The sequence below is a fragment of the Asanoa sp. NPDC049573 genome, from assembly GCF_040676615.1.
Classification (GTDB): Bacteria; Actinomycetota; Actinomycetes; order Mycobacteriales; family Micromonosporaceae; genus Asanoa.
Genome location: NZ_JBFAPI010000022.1, coordinates 91,387 through 108,511, shown reverse-complemented (window position 1 = coordinate 108,511; position 17,125 = coordinate 91,387). Strand labels below are relative to the sequence as shown.

The following is a 17,125-nucleotide window of genomic DNA, read 5'->3' as shown; positions in this document are numbered from 1 at the left end:
TCCCCCTCGCGCCCTCCCCGCCCCCGGCCCCCCGGGGGGGGGCCGCGCCCCCGTCCGTTCGACGGGGGCGCGGCAGCCGGGCTCAGGCCTGGCCGACCTCGAAGCGGACGAACCGCGTCACGGCGATCCCAGCATCGTTGACGACCTGCTTGACGCTCTTCTTGTTGTCGGCGACCGACGCCTGCTCCAGGAGCACGAAATCCTTGAAGAACGCGTTGGTACGCCCCTCGACGATCTTCGACAGCGCGGCTTCCGGCTTGCCCTCTTCGCGAGCGGTCTCCTCGGCGATGCGGCGCTCGGACTCGACGACGTCGGCCGGCACCTCGTCACGGGTGAGGTACTTCGGACGCATCGCGGCGATCTGCATCGCGACGCCACGCGCGTCGGCGTCGGCGGCCTCGTCGCTCTTGCCGGTGTATTGCACGAGCACGCCCACGGCCGGCGGCAGGTCCTGGCTCTTGCGGTGCAGGTAGACGGCGACCGAGCCGTCGTTGTCGAGCACCGCGAACCGGTTGAGCACCAGCTTCTCGCCGATCTTGGCGGAAGCCTCCTGGATGGTGTCGGCGACCGTGCGGCCATCGTCGAGCGTGCTGGCGAGCAGCCCCTCGACATCGGCGACACCGGCGGTCGCCGCGTGCTCGACCAGACGCTGCGCGAGCGCGATGAAGTCGGCGTTCTTCGCGACGAAGTCGGTCTCGCAGTTGAGCTCGAGCAGTGCCTTGCCAGAGTGCGCGACCAGACCATTGGCGGCGGTACGCCCGGCACGCTTGCCGACGTCCTTGGCACCCTTGATCCGCAGGACCTCGACGGCCTTGTCGAAGTCGCCGTCAGCCTCCGTCAGCGCCTTCTTGCTGTCCATCATGCCGGCGCCGGTGAGATCGCGGAGCTTCTTGACGTCCGCGGCGGTGAAGTCAGCCATGACTCTCTCTTTTGATGGTTAGTGGGGTCGGGGCCGAGCCCGCCCGGTCGGGGCGGGCTCGGAACCAGCTCATTCCGCGGCGACGGTCGCCGACTCGTCGGCCTTCTTGTCCGCGCCCTCGAGGAGCTCGCGCTCCCACTCGGCCAGCGGCTCGTCGTTGCCGACGACACCCGGCTCCGGCTTGTCGTCGCCGCCACGCTGACCACGGCCCGAGCGGGCGATCAGACCGTCGGCGACGGCGGCCGCGACGACCTTGGTCAGCAGCTCGGCGGACCGGATCGCGTCGTCGTTGCCCGGGATCGGGAAGTCGACCTCGTCCGGGTCGCAGTTGGTGTCGAGCACCGCGATGACCGGAATGCCCAGCTTGCGGGCCTCGTCAACCGCGATGTGCTCCTTCTTGGTGTCGACGATCCAAACGGCCGCCGGGACCTTCTGCATGTCGCGCAGGCCGCCCAGGGTGCGGGTCAGCTTGTCCTTCTCGCGCGAGAGCTGCAGCGTCTCCTTCTTGGTGTAACCGGCGGCGGTGCCGCTGAGGTCGCCGAGCGCCTCGAGCTCCTTCATCCGCTGCAGCCGCTTGTAGACCGTCTGGAAGTTGGTGAGCATGCCACCGAGCCAGCGGTGGTTGACGTAGGGCATGCCGACCCGCGAGGCCTGCTCGGAGATGGCTTCCTGCGCCTGCTTCTTCGTGCCGACGAACAGCACGCTCCCACCCTCAGCGACGGTGGTGCGGATGAACTCGTAGGCCTTCTCGATGTAGTCGAGCGTCTGGCGCAGGTCGATGATGTAAATGCCGTTACGCTCGGTGAAGATGAAGCGCTTCATCTTCGGGTTCCAGCGCCGGGTCTGGTGCCCGAAGTGGACACCGCTCTCCAGCAGCTGACGCATGGTCACGACGGCCATGGTGGGGTACTCCTCGTGTTTTCCCTGGTTGTCACGCCGGCCGGCTGGCCGAGCGTCCTGACGCCCGGCCGCCGGTCATGGTGGGCCCAATCAAGATCGGGACCAGGGGACCGTCGCTCACCTCGAGCCACAAGGACCCGGATGCGAGAAGGGCGCGCGAGGTCGACCGCCCTGCGGCGGTCGCCAAAACCCAAGTGTACGCGGTCTATCACCACGCTCATTCCCCACCTCGGGGGGTGCTTCCACCAGGGCAAGTAATCCGCTTGCGTCGGTAATGTCGTCGCTTGCAGGTCAGTGTTTGGTCGCGCTCAGATCAAGATCTGAAAACTCGGCCCCGAGCGCCAACCCGCGTCGCGCAAGGACCAACAGCCGGCTGGCCCCTCGGTGCTCCCCCAGGATCCCGTGCCCGGCCTCCCGCCAGCGTCCCGAGACGGCCGGCCCGGTTCGGCGGGCCAGGCTAGCGCCGCGGCGGGTAAGCCGGGCGATGTGACCGGCACCGGGCCGCGGACGGCGGCGGGCCGACCAGGGTCCGGCCCTGGCGCGACTTCCCGCCCGGCGTCCGGCCCCGGACGGCCTCCTGCCCAGCGTCCGGCCCCGGACGGCCTCCTGCCCAGGGTGCGCCCAGGCCGACCTCCGGCCGTGCCAGGCCGACCTCCGGCCTGGGACGGCCTCCTGCCCAAGGGTGCGGCCGGGCCCGCCTCCGGCAGGCACTAGCCCACCGCCCAGCCGCTGCCAACATCGAGCGGCGACCGGAATGCTGCTGCGGACAATCACTCTGGCCACGGGCCCCAATCTGCGTCCCGCGACGCGGCGCCTATCGCAGCAGACCCACAGTCGCCTGACTCGTCGAACTCACGACAACCGAACTCGGCGCCGTTCGCCGACGATCCGCCGCCTGGGTCACCCGGCGCAGCCGACCAGGTCGGCGATGACCGCCGCGACACTGCCGCAAGCGGGCTTTGTTCACGACGGCGGCGGGAACGACTCGGGAAGATCAGCGAATTGTCGGTCCAGTCGCGCGAGCTTGGTCGCGTGCCTTTCCTGCAGGCCGGCGCAACGGGTCGCGGCAAGCGTCGCGCGCGATCGAAGGCGCTCCGACCGTCGGCGCAGCGCCGCGTCACGTGCCGCCCGCAGCCGTTCGTCGAGCTCGGCTTCGTTCAGGAAGCTCGCCGCGGGTGTCCGCCCGCCGGCTACCTCGTTCGTCGGGCTTTCATCCATCCCAACCTCCCACCCACTTGACTCAGAGGCAGCGCGTCGTTCGATCCGGCCGTCTCACGCAAACCATCTCTATGACATCGACGATCACCGCCCGCACTCTTAACGCCCGCACGACCAGCGCAGGCGTTACGGCGCGACGCCCGCCAGCACCCCCGGACCGCCAAGCCGCGCCGGTGGTCGGAACCTCACCGCCGGGAAGAGAAACACCGCACGAGTCGCCTGCCGGTTTTGTCTCGCCCTCCCCCACCACGCGTGCCTGGCTTCCGCCCGTGGCGCGGCCGCGACACAGAGCGGCTGCCGCGGCCGTCATGGCGGCTCGTCCTCGACGGTCGGCCGGCGCGTCGTCGCCAGGGCGTACCCACCGTCGCGGCGGACGATGAAGCCCAGCGTTTCCAGCAGGGTGAGTTTGCGTAAGGCCGTGCGGATGTCGACACCGGCGCGGGTGGCCACCGTGTCAGGGGTGATCACGCCCCGTCGGGGCATCGACTCCAACAGGAAGCTGGCCTGGTCGTCGAGTTGGTCGCGCGGGCGTTCGGGCCCCTGCGGCACCGGGGCGAGGTCAGAGCCGATCCGGCCGACCTCTTCCAGGACCTCCCCGACGTTGGTCACCAGCCGCGCGGTTTCGTGCTGTCGAAGGATCTCGTGGCAGCCCACCGACATCGCCGACGTGACCGGACCCGGCACCACCAGCGCCGGCCGTCGTAGCGCCAGTGCCCGCCGCATCGTCTGCATCGCGCCGCTGCGAGCGGCCGCCTCGACTAGGACCGTGCCGCGGGTGGCGGCGGCGATCACCCGGTTGCGGATGAGGAAGCGTGGCCGTAGCGGGTCGGCGCCGGGCGGCCATTCCGTGATCAGCAGGCCGGTCTCGATGATGCGGTCGAACAGGGCGGTGTGCGCGACCGGATAGGCCCGCTCGATGCCGCACGCCAGGACCGCGATCGTCAGGCCACCCGCGGTCAGTGCCCCGCGGTGCGCGGCCGCGTCGATGCCGAACGCGCCGCCCGACACGACCGTCCATTCGCGCTCGGCCAGCCCGTAAGCGAGGTCGGTCGCGACATGCTCGCCGTATTGCGTCGACGCCCGCGAACCCACGATCGCCACCGAGCGGTCGAACGCCTCGGCCAGTGGCCACTCGCCGCGTACCCAGATGCACAGCGGCGGCGCCAACTCCCGGTCGACGCGCCGGTCGGCGCCGGGGAGCCGGACGTGTTCGAGCGCCGACACCTGTGTCGGCCAGTCGTCGTCTTCGGGGACCACCAGGCGGGCACCCAGCCGGTCTCCGGTCGCCAACGCCGTCTCCGCCGACGGACGTGGGTCGCCGGCACCGAGGCGAGCCTGGACGGCCTCGCGGGCCGCCTTGTCACGGATCTCGCCGGCAAGCGCCATGTCCAGCGCGACGACCGGGCCGTGCCGGGCGACCAGTTGATGCACCGCCCGCGTGCCCGGCTCCGCGAGCATCGTCAGCGCGACCCGGGCCAGCTTGATCTCGGCGTCAGCCATCGAGCCGCCGCCCGCCGGTGCGCAATGCCAGGGCCTCGTCGACGTCGTCGGACCTCGGGCGGTCACGGCCGTCGAGGTCGGCGATCGACCAGGCCAGCCGCAGGACCCGGTCGAAGCCGCGGGCCGACAGACCGCCGCTGTCGAGCCTGGCGCGGAGCGACCGGGTGTCGCGCAACGACAGCCGCCAGGGCGGTTGGCGCAGCTGGGGGCCGGGCACCTCGGCATTGATCCGCCAGCCGTCGACCGACCACCGCGCCCAGGCCGCGGCTCTGGCCTTGGCCACCCGCTCGGCCACGTCGGCCGACGGCTCGCCGACCCGGGACGTGGTGAACAGGTCTGCGGCCGTCACCGGCATCAGCTCGATCTGGACGTCGATGCGGTCGAGCAGCGGCCCCGACAGCCGGCCCAGATAGCGGCGCCGGGCAATCGGCGTGCAATCGCAGTGCGCGTCACCCTGGGGTTTCGCGCACGGGCATGGATTCGCCGCGACCACCAGTTGGACACGCGCCGGGTATTCGGTGGTGCCACCGGTGCGGCTCAACAGCACCCGGCCGGACTCGAGCGGTTGGCGCAGCGCCTCCAGTGCCCTGGTGGCGAACTCGGGGGCTTCGTCGAGGAACAGGACGCCGCGATGAGCGAGTGACACGGCGCCGGGGCGGGCCAGGCCTGACCCGCCGCCGACCAGCGCCGCCAAGGTCGCCGAATGGTGTGGCGCCTGGAAAGGCGGTCGGCGGATGAGCCGGCCACCGGCCGGAAGTAGGCCGGCCACCGAGTGCAGGGCCGAGACCTCCAGCGCCGACTCGTCGTCGAGCAGCGGGAGCACCGACGGCAGCCGCTCGGCCAGCATGGTCTTGCCGGCACCTGGCGGCCCGAAGATGGCCACGTGGTGGCCGCCCGCGGCGGCAACTTCGATCGCCCGGCGGCCCAGCTCCTGGCCGGCCACGTCGGCCAGGTCGGGCATCGGCGGCTCGGGTGGCGGCCGGTCGTCGGGCGGGTCGAGCAGCGCGGTGCCCGACCGGACGAACGCCACCAGCCGGTGCAGGGACTCGACGGCCTTGACCGTGATGCCCGGCACGACAGCGGCCTCGGCGGCATTGGCCAGCGGGACAACCGCGTGGTGCACGCCGGCGCGTAGGGCCGCGACCACCATCGGCAACACGCCCCGGACGGGGCGGACGCTGCCGTCGAGCCCGAGTTCGCCGAGGATGACGACACCGTCGAGGGCGGCCAGCGGTAGCTCACCGGCCGCCCCCAACAGCGCGGCCGCGATCCCCATGTCGAAGGCAGAACCGTGTTTGGGAAGGGTCGCGGGCAGCAGGTTGACGGTGATGCGCCGGTTTGGCCAGCGCTCACCGGAATTGACGACCGCCGCACGCACCCGATCGCGGGCCTCGTTGAGAGCCGTGTCCGGCAGCCCGGACATCACGACGGCGGGCAGCCCGGCGGACAGATCGGCTTCGACCTCGACGAGGTGTCCCATGACTCCAACCAGCCCGACCGACAGCACCTTCGCGTAGCTCACGAGGAAAGACGGTGGCGCATCGACGACGGGTGCCGCCGGGGGCTGTGGATAACTTCGCGCCTGTGGAAAACAGCTAGAAGGCGCCACGGATATGCTCGATCTCGACGGACCCGGGACGGCGGATCAGCACGGCGATCACGTCGAAGCGGACCTCCCGGGGATGCACGCTGTTGGCGGCCAGCCAGCACGCGCCGAGCCGCCGCAACCGGCGTGCTTTGGCCCCCACCACAGCCTCGGCCGGCACACCGAAACCGAGGCCGCGACGCGTCTTGACCTCGCAGAAGACCAGCGTGTCGCCGTCCCAGGCGACGATGTCGATCTCACCGATGGGGCACCGCCAGTTGCGCGCGACCACCCGGAAGCTCTCGTCGGTCAGATGCTGTGCCGCGCGCCGTTCGCCCCAGGCGCCCACTGCCTGTCGTACCACCGTCATGCGCCGAAGATGGCCGCAAGAGCCGGCGGCACAGACAGCGTCACCGGCTTCGCCTGTGGACAACGCCACCTGTGGAAATCGCCGCCGCAGGGCGTACGACCTGCGGGTTCTCTTGATTGTGATCAAGAATCGCGGCGCCGAAAACCGCAATTCGGAAACCCGGCTGGCAGGGCCGCAGGCACCTCGAATAGCGTGCGGCACGTGGACGGACGACGTGGTTACTCCGACGACGAGCAGCAACAGCCCTGGACCGATGACGATCGCGGTGCCGGCGTCGGTGGCTGGCGGGACAGCGCCTACCGGGTGCCGGAGCCTCGCGACGACGCGGCCGGCCGCGGCGTCGAGCCGTCGTTCAACGGGTTCGCCGCCGGCTTCGGCGAGGGCGAACGCGATCCCCGCTGGCCAGACAGCCAGCCGGAGCAGCCGTCGTGGAACACCTCCGCGCGGCCGTTGCCGGCCGACACCGTGCGGCGTCAGATAGACGAGCCACCCACGAGGGGGTACGCCGCAGACCCGGTCGGACCGCCCACCGGCGAGGTGCCCCGGTCTGCGATCTCGATGGAGACCCGCTTTCCGATCGGCGAGCCGGTGCCCGCGCCGCTGCCATTGCCCGACCCGGCCCCCGCCCCCGCGGGCCTCAACGCGCCGACCGGCGTGATGCCGCCGGTCGCTCCGCGCGACGACGCCCCGCGTTTCCCCACGGACCAGTCGACCCTGTTCCGCACCGCGGCGGCGCCGCCCCCGGGCGCGCCGGCCGGCGAGGGCGTCTACCGCACCCGCCGCCCGGCGTTGGCGCTGCTCTACGCCGTGCTCACGGTCATCTTCGAGATCGGCGCGCTGCGGATCTTCTTCGATTCCATGTTCAACGGCGACCTGGTCATCAGCGGCATCGTCTCGGGCATGCTGCTCATCGCCGGCCTGCCGCTGCTCGCGGTCGGCATGTATGCCGCGACGACAGGCGGCGCGCGGCCCGAGGCGCCCGGCGGTTGGCTGCGGCCGCCAGCGGTCTATCTGGTCGTCGGCCTCGGCCTGGTGATCGCGGCCGGATTGGCGGCCGCCTGACGGAGCGACCACGAGACGGAGCGCCGCCAGACGACCACACGGAGCGGCCCGCCACACGACCGCGGCCACCCCGACCACGTGGCTGCTGCACGGCGTGGCGGCTTGACGGAGCCGCCTCGCGGCGGTGACCGTCGCGGGTGATGGGTCGGTCGACGCAGGCGCTGCACGAGGCGCTTCCGCACGCGATGCGCGAAGCCGTGGACGAGTTCGCCCGCCACCTGTCACACGTGGAGAACCGGTCGACACACACCGTACGCGCGTACGTCGGCGACGTCGTCTCGTTGCTCGAACATGCCGTCCGGATGGGCTGTGCGGCCCCAGGCGACCTCGACATCTCGGTGTTGCGGAGTTGGCTGGCGCGGTTGCGTACCCTCGGCGGCGCCCGTGCTTCGTTGGCCCGCCGGGCGGCGGCCGCGCGCACGTTCAGCGCCTGGGCACACCGCGGCGGCCTGCTCGACACCGACGTGGGTGCGCAACTGGCCACCCCCAAGGCCAACCGCGACCTGCCCGCCGTGCTGCGCACCGACCAGGCCACCGAGTTGGTGCTCGCGCCGGGCGACGAGGCCGCGCCGGCGCTGCTGCGCGATCGCGCCGTGCTCGAGGTGCTCTACGCGACCGGCATCCGGGTCAGCGAGCTGTGCGGGTTGGACCGGGCCGACGTCGACGGGGGCCGGCGGGTGGTCCGGGTCGTCGGCAAGGGCGACAAGGAGCGCTCGGTCCCCTTTGGACAGCCGGCACAGGAGGCGCTCGATGACTGGCTGCGGCTGGGCCGGTCGTCGCTCGCCTCGCCCGCCAGCGGCGAGGCCCTCTTTCTCGGCGCGCGGGGCGGGCGGTTGCAGCCGACCGTCGTCCGGCGCCTGGTCAGCGCGTACGCCCGCGCGGCCGGGCTGCCACACACGACGCCGCACGGGCTGCGCCACTCGGCCGCCACCCACCTGCTGGAGGGCGGCGCCGACCTGCGGGCCGTGCAGGAGTTGCTCGGTCACGCGTCGCTGGCGACGACGCAGATCTACACGCACGTCTCCATGGAGCGGCTGCGGGCCGCCTACCGCCAGGCGCATCCGCGCGCCTGAGTCACCAGATCGACGTGACGAGCATGCCGAGCGGTGCGGTGAGCAGCGCGGCGCTGACAGCGGCCATCCCGACCGGGTCGCGCGCGGCCAGCCGCGTCGGCGCGAGCGCGAGCGGGATGGCGGCGGCGAACTGCACGAACGCCGTGAAGTAGAAGAGCACGCTGAAGAGCAGGGAAAGCACGATGGACGCGACGACGGCCACCCGGAACGCGACGAGCGGGCGGATCACGGCGGGTATCGCGGCGAGCAGGATGAAGACCCAGGTGAACAGGATCAGGGCGGGAAAGCCGGCCGCCAGCACGAGCGCGACGACGGTGCAGTAACCGGCGGCCAGCCAGGCCAGTCCACGCTGGCCGGTGGTCGCATAGCGAACTTGAACGCGTTCAACCATGGGCCGACGGTACGCCGGCCCGTCCGTCAGCGCTGTGACGGCGGTCATCGGGAACGTCAGGCCGCGATGCGCTCCGCCAGGTAACGGGTCAGCACGCGGGCGTGCAGGTCGAACGCCATGCCGGTGGCGTCGCGGACGACCTCCCAGCCGGCGACCTCGGCGTTGGGCGTCGACTGTGGCAGGTCGGCCGCGCTGATCGGCGGCAGCAGGCCGAAGATGAGCACGGTGCCGTCGGGCGCGCTGTGCACGTCGAACAGGGTGACGTCGGCTTCGGCTGCGACGATGCCGGTCTCCTCGACCAGTTCGCGCACCGCGGCCCGCTGCCACGACTCGCCGTGGTCGACGAAGCCGCCCGGCAGCGCGCGCAGCCCCACCCGCGGCGGGATCGCACGCCTGATCACCAGCACGCCGTCGTCGACCGGCAGCACGGCGACGGTGACCGGCACCGGGTTGCGGTAGGTGGCCTCACCGCACGCCGCGCAGACCCTGGGCCAGGCCTGCTCCGGTGCGTAGGCGGCGCCGCAGAAGGAGCAGTGCGAGTCGTGGGTCGGCATTCTCGCAGCCTATGCCGGCGGTGTCCGGTTGTTGCGGCGCGGCGGCCAGCGCGCCTCGTACGATCATGGGTATGAGGCACGCGCGTGGCTGAGCCCGAGCCGCCCACCCCGATCGACGGCGCCCGTTTGCTGTTCTCCCTCGATCCCTCCGTCGCGCATCTCAACCACGGCTCGTTCGGCGCGGTGCCGATCAACGTGCAGCGCGCGCAGCAGCGGCTACGCGACGAGCTGGAGAACAACCCGCTGCGCTTCTTCGACCGCGGCCTGTTCGACCGCATGGCACAGACGCGCCGGCACCTGGCGACCTTTCTCGGCGCCAACCCCGACCGCACCGCCCTGGTCGGCAACGCGACCACGGGCATCGCGATCGCGCTCCAGTCGCTGCGGCTCGGGCCCGGCGACGAGATCCTGACGACCAGCCACGGGTACGGATCGGTCGCGTTCGCCGTCGCGCGCGAGTGTGCCCGCACCGGCGCCACCGCCGGCGTCGTCAACCTGCCGCTGCGCGCGTCGGAGACCCAGGTTGTCGCCCAGATCCGCGCCGCTCTGCACCCCGGCCGAACCAAACTGCTGATCGTCGACCAGGTCACGTCGTCGACCGCCTGGCAGCTGCCGGTGGCGACGATCGCCACGGTCGCGGCCCGGCTGGGTGTGGCCGTGCTCGTGGACGGCGCCCACGCGCCCGGCATGCTGCCGGTCGAGGTCGACCGCCTCGGCGCCGACTTCTGGGTGGGCAATCTCCACAAGTGGGCGTACGCGCCGCGGGGCACCGCCCTGCTCACCGTCGCCGAGCGCTGGGTGGACCAGATCGAGCCGCTGGTCGTCTCGTGGCAGCAGCCCAACGGCTTCCCCGCCAACGTCGAGTTCCAGGCGACGCTCGACTACACGTCGTGGCTGGCCGCACCGGTCGGCCTGTTCACGCTGCGCAGCCTCGGCGTCGACCGGGTGCGGGAGCACAACGCCGCACTGGCGGCGTACGGCCAGCAGGTGATCGGCGCAGCCCTGGGCCTCGCTCCGGCCGACCTGCCCGAGCCGGGCGGCCCCGACGTGCCCATGCGCCTGATTCCGCTGCCCCCGGGCGTCGCGACCACCCAGCCCGACGCGGTCGCCCTGCGCACCCGCATCTCCGACGAGCTCAAGACCGAGGTCAACCTCAACGCCTGGAACGGCCGTGGCTGGCTGCGCGTCTGCGGCCAGGTCTACAACCGCGCCGAGGAGTACGACCGGTTCGCCGAGCGGATCACCTCCCTCCTGTAGCCGGAGCGGCCCTAGATCGGGAGCAGCCGGACCCGGAAGCCGAGCAACAGCAGCGGGTCGAGGTATTCGGCGTCTCTGCGCAGCCCCCAGTGCAGGCAGGCGGCGGCCGGGCAACCCGCATGGCCGGCATCGAGCGTGCCGATCGGGTCGCCGGCGGCGATGTGGTCACCGCGCCGGACCACCGGCGTCAGGGGTTCATAGGTGGTGCGTAGACCCCCGGCGTGCTGGATGCTGACCACCGATCGGCCGGCCACCGGCCCGGCGAAGACGACCTCGCCCGCACCTGCCGCCCAGACCGTGGCGCCGAACGCCGAGGCGAGGTCGACGCCGCGATGCCCCGGCAGCCAGGGTCTCGGTGGCCCGTCGAACCGCCGGGTCACCCGCAGGGGCGGCTCCACGGGAGGTTGGAAAGGTCTGCCGGGCGCGCTCACGGCCGCGCCATGCACAGGGATGAGGCTGACCGGGGCCGCACCGTCACGGCGGATGGTCGGCGCCGTGGCATCCCTGCCGGGTCGAGCCGGAGAGAACGCGACAAGGACGGCGCCGGGTGGGCTGCCGCGGACGCCGGCGGCGAGGTGGATGCCGCCCAGGCCGGACGCGCCGACCGACCAGCCCCAACCCGGTTCGCGCCCCGGGTGGAGGTTGGCCGCGGGAACCACCGTCGCCACCGCCGCGACGAGGCCGAGGGCCAGAAGGGACAGCGCAGCGTTACGGAATGCGTACGAATTCATGCATGGCAGCCTGGTCGTGGCCGGGAGGAGCGGCAACGGGGTGAGTGGCGGCCTGTGGATTGTGGATAACGCCCGGCCGGGTAGCCGTCGTGGTAAGCGGGGCCGCGGGCCTTAGCCGCCGAAGCCGGAGTCGGCCGGGAGCGAGATGTCGGGCTTCTCGAGCTCTTCGACGTTGACGTCCTTGAAGGTCATTACGCGGACGTTCTTCACAAAGCGCGCAGGCCGGTACATATCCCAGACCCAGGCGTCGTGCATCTCGACCTCGAAATAGACCTCGCCGTCGGAGTTGCGCACGTGCAGGTCGACCTGGTTGGCCAGGTAGAAGCGGCGCTCGGTCTCGACGACATAGGAGAATTGGCGGACGATATCGCGGTATTCCCGGTAGAGCTGCAGCTCCATCTCGGTCTCGTATTTCTCGAGATCCTCTGCGCTCATCGCTCTCCGCCCTTCATGGCACCATCTTCCCCCACCGGCGTGGGCGGCGAAGCCGCTCGCCGGACGCCACGCCGACGGTACCCCGTGGGGACTCCGAGCGCCCTACCGGATCCTCGCGGGCCGAAACGTCACCCGATGGGCCGTCCGGAATGGGCCCGCGAACGACCGGATCGGGCGCCAAAAACGACATCCGGACGAACCGACCACGCCCGGATCAAGATCCGAACGGACTCGTCGCTCCAGATCGGACCCGACGCCCAGCCCGTCCGAATCGCGGCCGTCCGGACCAGGATCTGTGTCAATTTCCGAACCGCTGCCCGATACGGACCAACCCGCGTGCACGCCGGGCAGCCAGTGACGGAAACCACATCCTCGACCCAGCCAACGGCCAGGTGGACCCGGGGACCTACCCGGGACCTGCTACCCCTTGTCAAAACGCCGGATCAAGTCCGCGGTCACCTCAGGATCAAGATCAGCGCTCACCTCAGGCTCAAGATCCGCGGCCGTCCCAGGACCGAGATCCGCGGCCGTCCCAGGACCGAGATCCGCGGCCACCGTAGAGCCGAAGACCCGCAGTCACTCCAGGACCGAGGACCCGCAGCCACCCGAGGACCGAGGACCCGCGGCCACCCGAGGACCGAGGACCCGCGGCCACCCGAGGACCGAGGACCCGCGGCCACCTCAGGAACGAGGATCCGCGGCCACCTCGGGATCGAGGTCCGCGGCCAGGCCCAACTCATCGCCGAGATCGACAGCGGGATCGAGGTCCGGGACGATCTCACCGCCCAACGTGGACGGATCCGTCAGCACCCGGGGGCGCCGGCTCCGCGGCGGCCGTGAATCCCGCCCCGACGCGTTCGCCACGTTGATATAGGAGAACCGGTGCTCGGCACAGGGCCCATGCTCAATCAGGGCGGCACTGTGCTCGGGTGTCACGTACCCCTTATGTTCTGAAAAGCCATAATCCGGAAACTGCCCGTCGAGCTCGACCATGATCCGATCCCGGGTGACCTTGGCCAGCACGCTGGCGGCGGCCACGCAGGCGGCAACCCGGTCACCCTTCCAGACGGCGAGCCCCGGCACCCCCATCCCGTCGAGGGGGAAGCCGTCGGTCAGCACGTACTCGGGTCCCACCGGCAGCGACGCCAGCGCGCGGCGCATCGCCAGCAGGTTGCACACGTGCAGGCCTCGGGCATCGACCTCGGCCGCCGGGATGATCACGACGGAATAGGCCAGCGCCCGCTTCACGACCTGCTCGTAGATCCGTTCCCGGGCCAGCGCCGTCAGTAGCTTCGAGTCGGCCAGGCCCTCGATCTCGCCGCGCTTGCCCTCGGGCAGCATCGCGGCCGCGGCGACCAGTGGCCCGGCGCACGCACCGCGTCCGGCCTCGTCGGCGCCGGCGACCCGACGGAACCCGCGCCGCTGTAACGCCCGCTCGAGGGCGTAGAGGCCACCCTCCCGGCGTACCACGGTTCGCGGTGGTGTCAGCACAGCGGATCAGTCCTTCCCGAGCACCCGACGCAACACGGTCGTCAACTCGTCGGGGTAGTACCGCTCCTTCGTACGCTCCAGTTCGCCGATCGACCACCACCGATGATCGGTGATCGACCCCCGCTCGACCTCGTCGAACCCGGCCGTGTCGACCGCCCACGACGGCACGCGAAGCAGGAAGAACTCCTGCTCCTGCCGGTACCACACGCCGTCGAACGGAAACTCCGTCGTCTCCTGGAACACCGGCTCACCAAGATCCGAAGCCGAGGACCGCAGGCCGGTCTCCTCGGCCAACTCGCGCACCGCACCGGCCGCCGCCGACTCACCGGGCGACAGCCCACCCCCGGGGGTGAACCAGTAGCGATGCTCCTGCCGGGCCGGATCGACCCCGTGAAACAGCAGCACCCGCTCCGCGTCGTCGACCACCAACACGCGCGCGGCGCGGCGCGGCCGGAACTCAGTCACCGAGCCAGCTTAGGCGGGTACGCGCGGACGCGAGTCAGGCACCCGTCCGCCATGACACAGAGGGCCGGCTTCCCACGGAAGCCGGCCCTGACTGCTAGGTCCGCCCGGATCAGCCCGACGCCGGCGCCGGGACGCTGTCGAACGTGTCGGGCACCGAGAGCCATTTCGCCCGCCCGACCGGCCAGAACACCACGAACGCCCGCCCGACCACCGAATCCTCGGTGATCGTGGAGATCTGCGGATCGCCGTCGCTCTGCTTCCAGTGCTCCAGCGAGTCACCGGAGGCCGCGCGGTGGTCGCCCATCACCCACAGGCGGCCCTTCGGCACGGTGAAGTCGAACGGCTGGTCGGCCGCCGGGTCGCTGATGCCGTTCTCGTTGAACAGGTAGGGCTCGTCGATCGAGTGCCCGTTGACCCGCAGCCGCTTCTGCTCGTCACAGCACTCGACCCGGTCACCGCCGACGGCGATCACGCGCTTGATGAAGTCTTCGTCGTCGAGGCCGCTGCGCCACTCGGACGGCGCGCGGAACACGATGATCTCGCCGCGCTCGGGTGAGCGGAAGTTGTAGACGACCTTGTTGACCAGCACACGGTCGTTGATGTCGAGGGTGTGCTCCATCGACGGCGACGGGATGTAGAAGGTCTGCAAGAGGAACGCCCGCACCAGCACGGCGACGAGGATCGCGACGCCGAGCAGGATCGGCAGTTCTTTCCAGAAGGACGAGCTGCTCCGCGGCGGCTTCTGGGGGGCCTGTTCCTCAATCACGGACGGAGCCTACGTTGCCGGTCTGGGAGTCCGCGTCGGGAACGCGCCAGAAAAAGGACGGACGCGAAGATTGGCATTGTGACGACAATGTCTCCCTTTCCAGGCATTGGGACCTCTTGCCCGGGTACCGGCGTGCCCGTGCCACCACCCTCGCCACCATTGTCCGGCGGTGGAATTCCGGCGAACGTGTCAGGCACGGAGAGGTTGGCCCACCGGTCCTGCGGCCAGACCACGATGAACGCGCGCCCGACCACGTTGTCGACGGGCACCGGCCCCTGACATCGGGCGTCCTGCGAGACGCCGCGGTGGTCGCCCATCACGAAGATCTGCCCGGGCGGCACGACCACCTCGGGGAACTCCCGGGACCGGCACTCGCCCGGCACGGGCGCCACGTCGAGCGGCGAGTTGTCGTAGATGTAGGGCTCGTCAAGGCCCTTGCCGTTGACCATCACGCGACCCTGGTCGTCGCAGCACTTGATGTGGTCGCCACCGACGGCGATCACCCGCTTGATGAAGTCTTTGGCGCCCGGCCGGCTGATCCCGACGAGGTCGCCGAGCGTCCGGCCGACCTTGCTGAACAGCCCGGTGTTGCCGTCGTCGACCGGCTGCGGCGCCCAGGCCTCGGGACCCCGGAACACGACGACCTCGCCGCGCTTGGGGTCCCGTACGTCATAAACGATCTTGTTGACCAGCACCCGGTCGCCGACCAGCAGCGTGTTCTCCATCGACCCCGAAGGAATGAAGAAGGCCTGCAGCAGGAAGCTACGGATCAGCACGGCCAGGCAGAAAGCCACGATCAGCAGCAGGGGCAGTTCTTGCCAGAGCGGCATCTGCACCTTGCGCCGAGGAAACCGGCGCCGCCGTTCCTGGCTGGTGTCACCTCGATCCACGCCGTGCCTCTCCCCAGGTCAGCCAAGCGCCCCCGAGGGAGCGCAGCCCGAGGCGGATCCCGATCGAGAAGGCCTCGTGGGCGTTAGCCTAACCGCACGAGGCCGTGGCACAGGAGTGACGATTGTCAGCTGGGCTGCTTCTCGCGCTTCTCCTTGATCTTGGCCTTCTTGCCGCGCAGCTCACGCAGGTAGTAGAGCTTGGCCCGCCGCACGTCACCACGGGTCACGACCTCGATCCGGTCGATGGCCGGGCTGTTGATCGGGTAGGTGCGCTCGACACCGACACCAAAGCTCATCTTGCGGACGGTGAACGTCTCACGCAGACCCGCGCCCTGGCGGCGAATGACCACGCCCTGGAAGATCTGCACACGGGACCGGTTGCCCTCGACGACCCGCGCGTGCACCTTGACGGTGTCACCAGCACGAAAATCGGGAAGGTCGGTCCGCTGCGACTGGGCGTCGAGGGCGTCCAGGGTGTTCATCGCTCATCCTTCGGCTATGACGGCACACCGATCCCGGCGTGCGACGGGTGTTCCTGATCTCCCACAACCCCAGAAGATCCTCGCAGCCCACCACGGCGTGGCGGCTACGGCAAGCAACCCCACTACTTTGCCATATCGACCCCCGCCCCCGGAAATCACCCACCCACAAGAACCCAAGATTCAAGATCCGGTCGTCCCGGGCCCGCCGGGCGCCCGCACCGTTGCTCCCGCCGGACTATTTCACCGCCGCCGGTCACCCTCACCCCAAAACCACCCCAAACCGCCAGAGCTCTCGTCATCGTCCGCCCGCAACCCCACCGGCTCGATGCCGAAATAGCCCGACCCACGTGCCCTCCAACACCGTCGCGCCAACCCACAACCCGCCTGACCTCCCGCGCCGCCGCCAGATCTTTGGATGGTCAAGCACGGGACGGCCGATCGCGGCGCCGGCGGGCCGGACCCCGACGCGCGGCGAGCTGCTCGGGACCGCGTCCGCACCAGCCGGCCAGGGTCGATTGCCGGCGCACGCCACCTTTGGTTGAGGTGCCGCTGGACGATCGCGGCGGCGAGTCGCCCAGGATCTGGCGCACGAGAATCGGCCGACTCCCTTACAGCCCGGCCCCAACGCATGATCAAGGGACCGACCCGGAGGCGGCCAGGATAGGTGTCGTGCTGCCGAGCCACATGTTCTCGCATGTACGCACACGACAAAACATGTACGCCCCGAAGACACCCACCCGCCCAAGCGTTGCCGAAAGGGTTTTCTGTTTTTCCCGCTTCGACCTATGTGGAGGCTGGCCCCGGGTCGCCGTCGCCCTGCTGGCCGCCGCGGTGCGCCGCCACCCCGCCGGGCGGGTGGCCGGACCCGGCATACCGGGCCAGCGCGGTCACAGCAACCAGGCAGCCGACCAGACCTACCGGGCCAGCACGGCCACAGCGCCCAGACAGCCCCACATGCCTACCGAGCCAGCACGGCCACAGCGCCCAGACAGCCCCACATGCCTACCGAGTGGGCACGCCCACAGCAGCCAGACAG

General features: G+C 70.7%; 18 protein-coding genes. 3 read left to right on the top strand and 15 right to left on the bottom strand.

Going from position 1 to position 17,125, the window contains the following annotated elements; translation table 11 throughout:
- Nucleotides 1-82: 82 nt before the first annotated feature.
- The 6 genes from tsf to AB0J74_RS33850 all read right to left on the bottom strand — a co-directional run bounded on the left by tsf (nt 83) and on the right by AB0J74_RS33850 (nt 6,492).
- Nucleotides 83-919 (bottom strand): translation elongation factor Ts, encoded by an 837-nt coding sequence (tsf, locus tag AB0J74_RS33875; protein WP_363455577.1) that lies wholly within the window; start codon nt 917-919, stop codon nt 83-85.
- A gap of 69 nt (nt 920-988) precedes the next feature.
- Entirely contained in the window at nt 989-1,819 is an 831-nt protein-coding gene (gene rpsB, locus AB0J74_RS33870; protein WP_363455574.1) for a 30S ribosomal protein S2, read from the bottom strand.
- Between the two features lie 963 nt (nt 1,820-2,782).
- Nucleotides 2,783-3,037 (bottom strand): hypothetical protein, encoded by a 255-nt coding sequence (locus AB0J74_RS33865; protein WP_363455571.1) that lies wholly within the window; start codon nt 3,035-3,037, stop codon nt 2,783-2,785.
- A 306-nt stretch (nt 3,038-3,343) separates the two neighbouring features.
- Nucleotides 3,344-4,537 (bottom strand): DNA-processing protein DprA, encoded by a 1,194-nt coding sequence (gene dprA / locus AB0J74_RS33860; RefSeq protein ID WP_363455569.1) that lies wholly within the window; start codon nt 4,535-4,537, stop codon nt 3,344-3,346.
- Nucleotides 4,530-6,059 (bottom strand): YifB family Mg chelatase-like AAA ATPase, encoded by a 1,530-nt coding sequence (locus AB0J74_RS33855; RefSeq protein ID WP_363455566.1) that lies wholly within the window; start codon nt 6,057-6,059, stop codon nt 4,530-4,532. The genes dprA and AB0J74_RS33855 overlap by 8 nt, the downstream gene beginning before the upstream one ends.
- Nucleotides 6,060-6,132: 73 nt before the next feature.
- Nucleotides 6,133-6,492 (bottom strand): YraN family protein, encoded by a 360-nt coding sequence (locus AB0J74_RS33850; protein ID WP_363455563.1) that lies wholly within the window; start codon nt 6,490-6,492, stop codon nt 6,133-6,135.
- A gap of 201 nt (nt 6,493-6,693) precedes the next feature.
- On the opposite strand from AB0J74_RS33850, the gene AB0J74_RS33845 reads away from it, so the two are divergent.
- Together AB0J74_RS33845 and AB0J74_RS33840 are read left to right on the top strand one after the other, a co-directional pair.
- The gene (locus tag AB0J74_RS33845; protein ID WP_363455560.1) at nt 6,694-7,554 is read left to right on the top strand and encodes a hypothetical protein; all 861 of its coding nucleotides are present in this window, start codon (nt 6,694-6,696) and stop codon (nt 7,552-7,554) included.
- A gap of 140 nt (nt 7,555-7,694) precedes the next feature.
- Entirely contained in the window at nt 7,695-8,627 is a 933-nt protein-coding gene (locus AB0J74_RS33840) for a tyrosine recombinase XerC (RefSeq protein ID WP_363455557.1), read from the top strand.
- Between the two features lies 1 nt (nt 8,628).
- Here the strand turns inward: AB0J74_RS33840 and AB0J74_RS33835 are convergent, their stop codons facing one another.
- Together AB0J74_RS33835 and AB0J74_RS33830 are read right to left on the bottom strand one after the other, a co-directional pair.
- Nucleotides 8,629-9,018 carry a hypothetical protein gene (locus AB0J74_RS33835; protein WP_363455551.1) on the bottom strand — a complete coding sequence of 130 codons (390 nt, stop codon included), beginning with the start codon at nt 9,016-9,018 and terminating at the stop codon, nt 8,629-8,631.
- A 56-nt stretch (nt 9,019-9,074) separates the two neighbouring features.
- On the bottom strand, nt 9,075-9,572 hold the full coding sequence (locus AB0J74_RS33830; protein ID WP_363455548.1) for an NUDIX domain-containing protein: 498 nt from the start codon (nt 9,570-9,572) through the stop codon (nt 9,075-9,077).
- Nucleotides 9,573-9,656: 84 nt separating this feature from the next.
- Here AB0J74_RS33830 and AB0J74_RS33825 point away from each other — a divergent pair, with 84 nt between their 5' ends.
- Nucleotides 9,657-10,829 (top strand): aminotransferase class V-fold PLP-dependent enzyme, encoded by a 1,173-nt coding sequence (locus AB0J74_RS33825; protein ID WP_363455545.1) that lies wholly within the window; start codon nt 9,657-9,659, stop codon nt 10,827-10,829.
- 11 nt (nt 10,830-10,840) lie between these two features.
- On the opposite strand, the gene AB0J74_RS33820 is transcribed toward AB0J74_RS33825, so the two are convergent.
- The 7 genes from AB0J74_RS33820 to rplS form a co-directional block, all read right to left on the bottom strand.
- The gene (locus tag AB0J74_RS33820; protein WP_363455542.1) at nt 10,841-11,560 is read right to left on the bottom strand and encodes a M23 family metallopeptidase; all 720 of its coding nucleotides are present in this window, start codon (nt 11,558-11,560) and stop codon (nt 10,841-10,843) included.
- A gap of 111 nt (nt 11,561-11,671) precedes the next feature.
- Entirely contained in the window at nt 11,672-11,995 is a 324-nt protein-coding gene (locus tag AB0J74_RS33815) for a DUF2469 domain-containing protein (protein ID WP_007075222.1), read from the bottom strand.
- Nucleotides 11,996-12,676: 681 nt separating this feature from the next.
- The gene (locus tag AB0J74_RS33810; protein WP_363455538.1) at nt 12,677-13,486 is read right to left on the bottom strand and encodes a ribonuclease HII; all 810 of its coding nucleotides are present in this window, start codon (nt 13,484-13,486) and stop codon (nt 12,677-12,679) included.
- 6 nt (nt 13,487-13,492) lie between these two features.
- Entirely contained in the window at nt 13,493-13,951 is a 459-nt protein-coding gene (locus tag AB0J74_RS33805) for an NUDIX domain-containing protein (protein WP_363455535.1), read from the bottom strand.
- A gap of 109 nt (nt 13,952-14,060) precedes the next feature.
- Nucleotides 14,061-14,717 (bottom strand): signal peptidase I, encoded by a 657-nt coding sequence (gene lepB, locus AB0J74_RS33800; RefSeq protein WP_363455533.1) that lies wholly within the window; start codon nt 14,715-14,717, stop codon nt 14,061-14,063.
- Nucleotides 14,714-15,607 carry a signal peptidase I gene (gene lepB, locus AB0J74_RS33795; protein ID WP_363455530.1) on the bottom strand — a complete coding sequence of 298 codons (894 nt, stop codon included), beginning with the start codon at nt 15,605-15,607 and terminating at the stop codon, nt 14,714-14,716. The genes lepB (AB0J74_RS33800) and lepB (AB0J74_RS33795) overlap by 4 nt, the downstream gene beginning before the upstream one ends.
- A 125-nt stretch (nt 15,608-15,732) precedes the next feature.
- A complete protein-coding gene (gene rplS, locus AB0J74_RS33790; protein ID WP_363455527.1) occupies nt 15,733-16,089 on the bottom strand; it encodes a 50S ribosomal protein L19 in 357 nt (118 codons plus the stop codon).
- Nucleotides 16,090-17,125 lie beyond the last annotated feature (1,036 nt).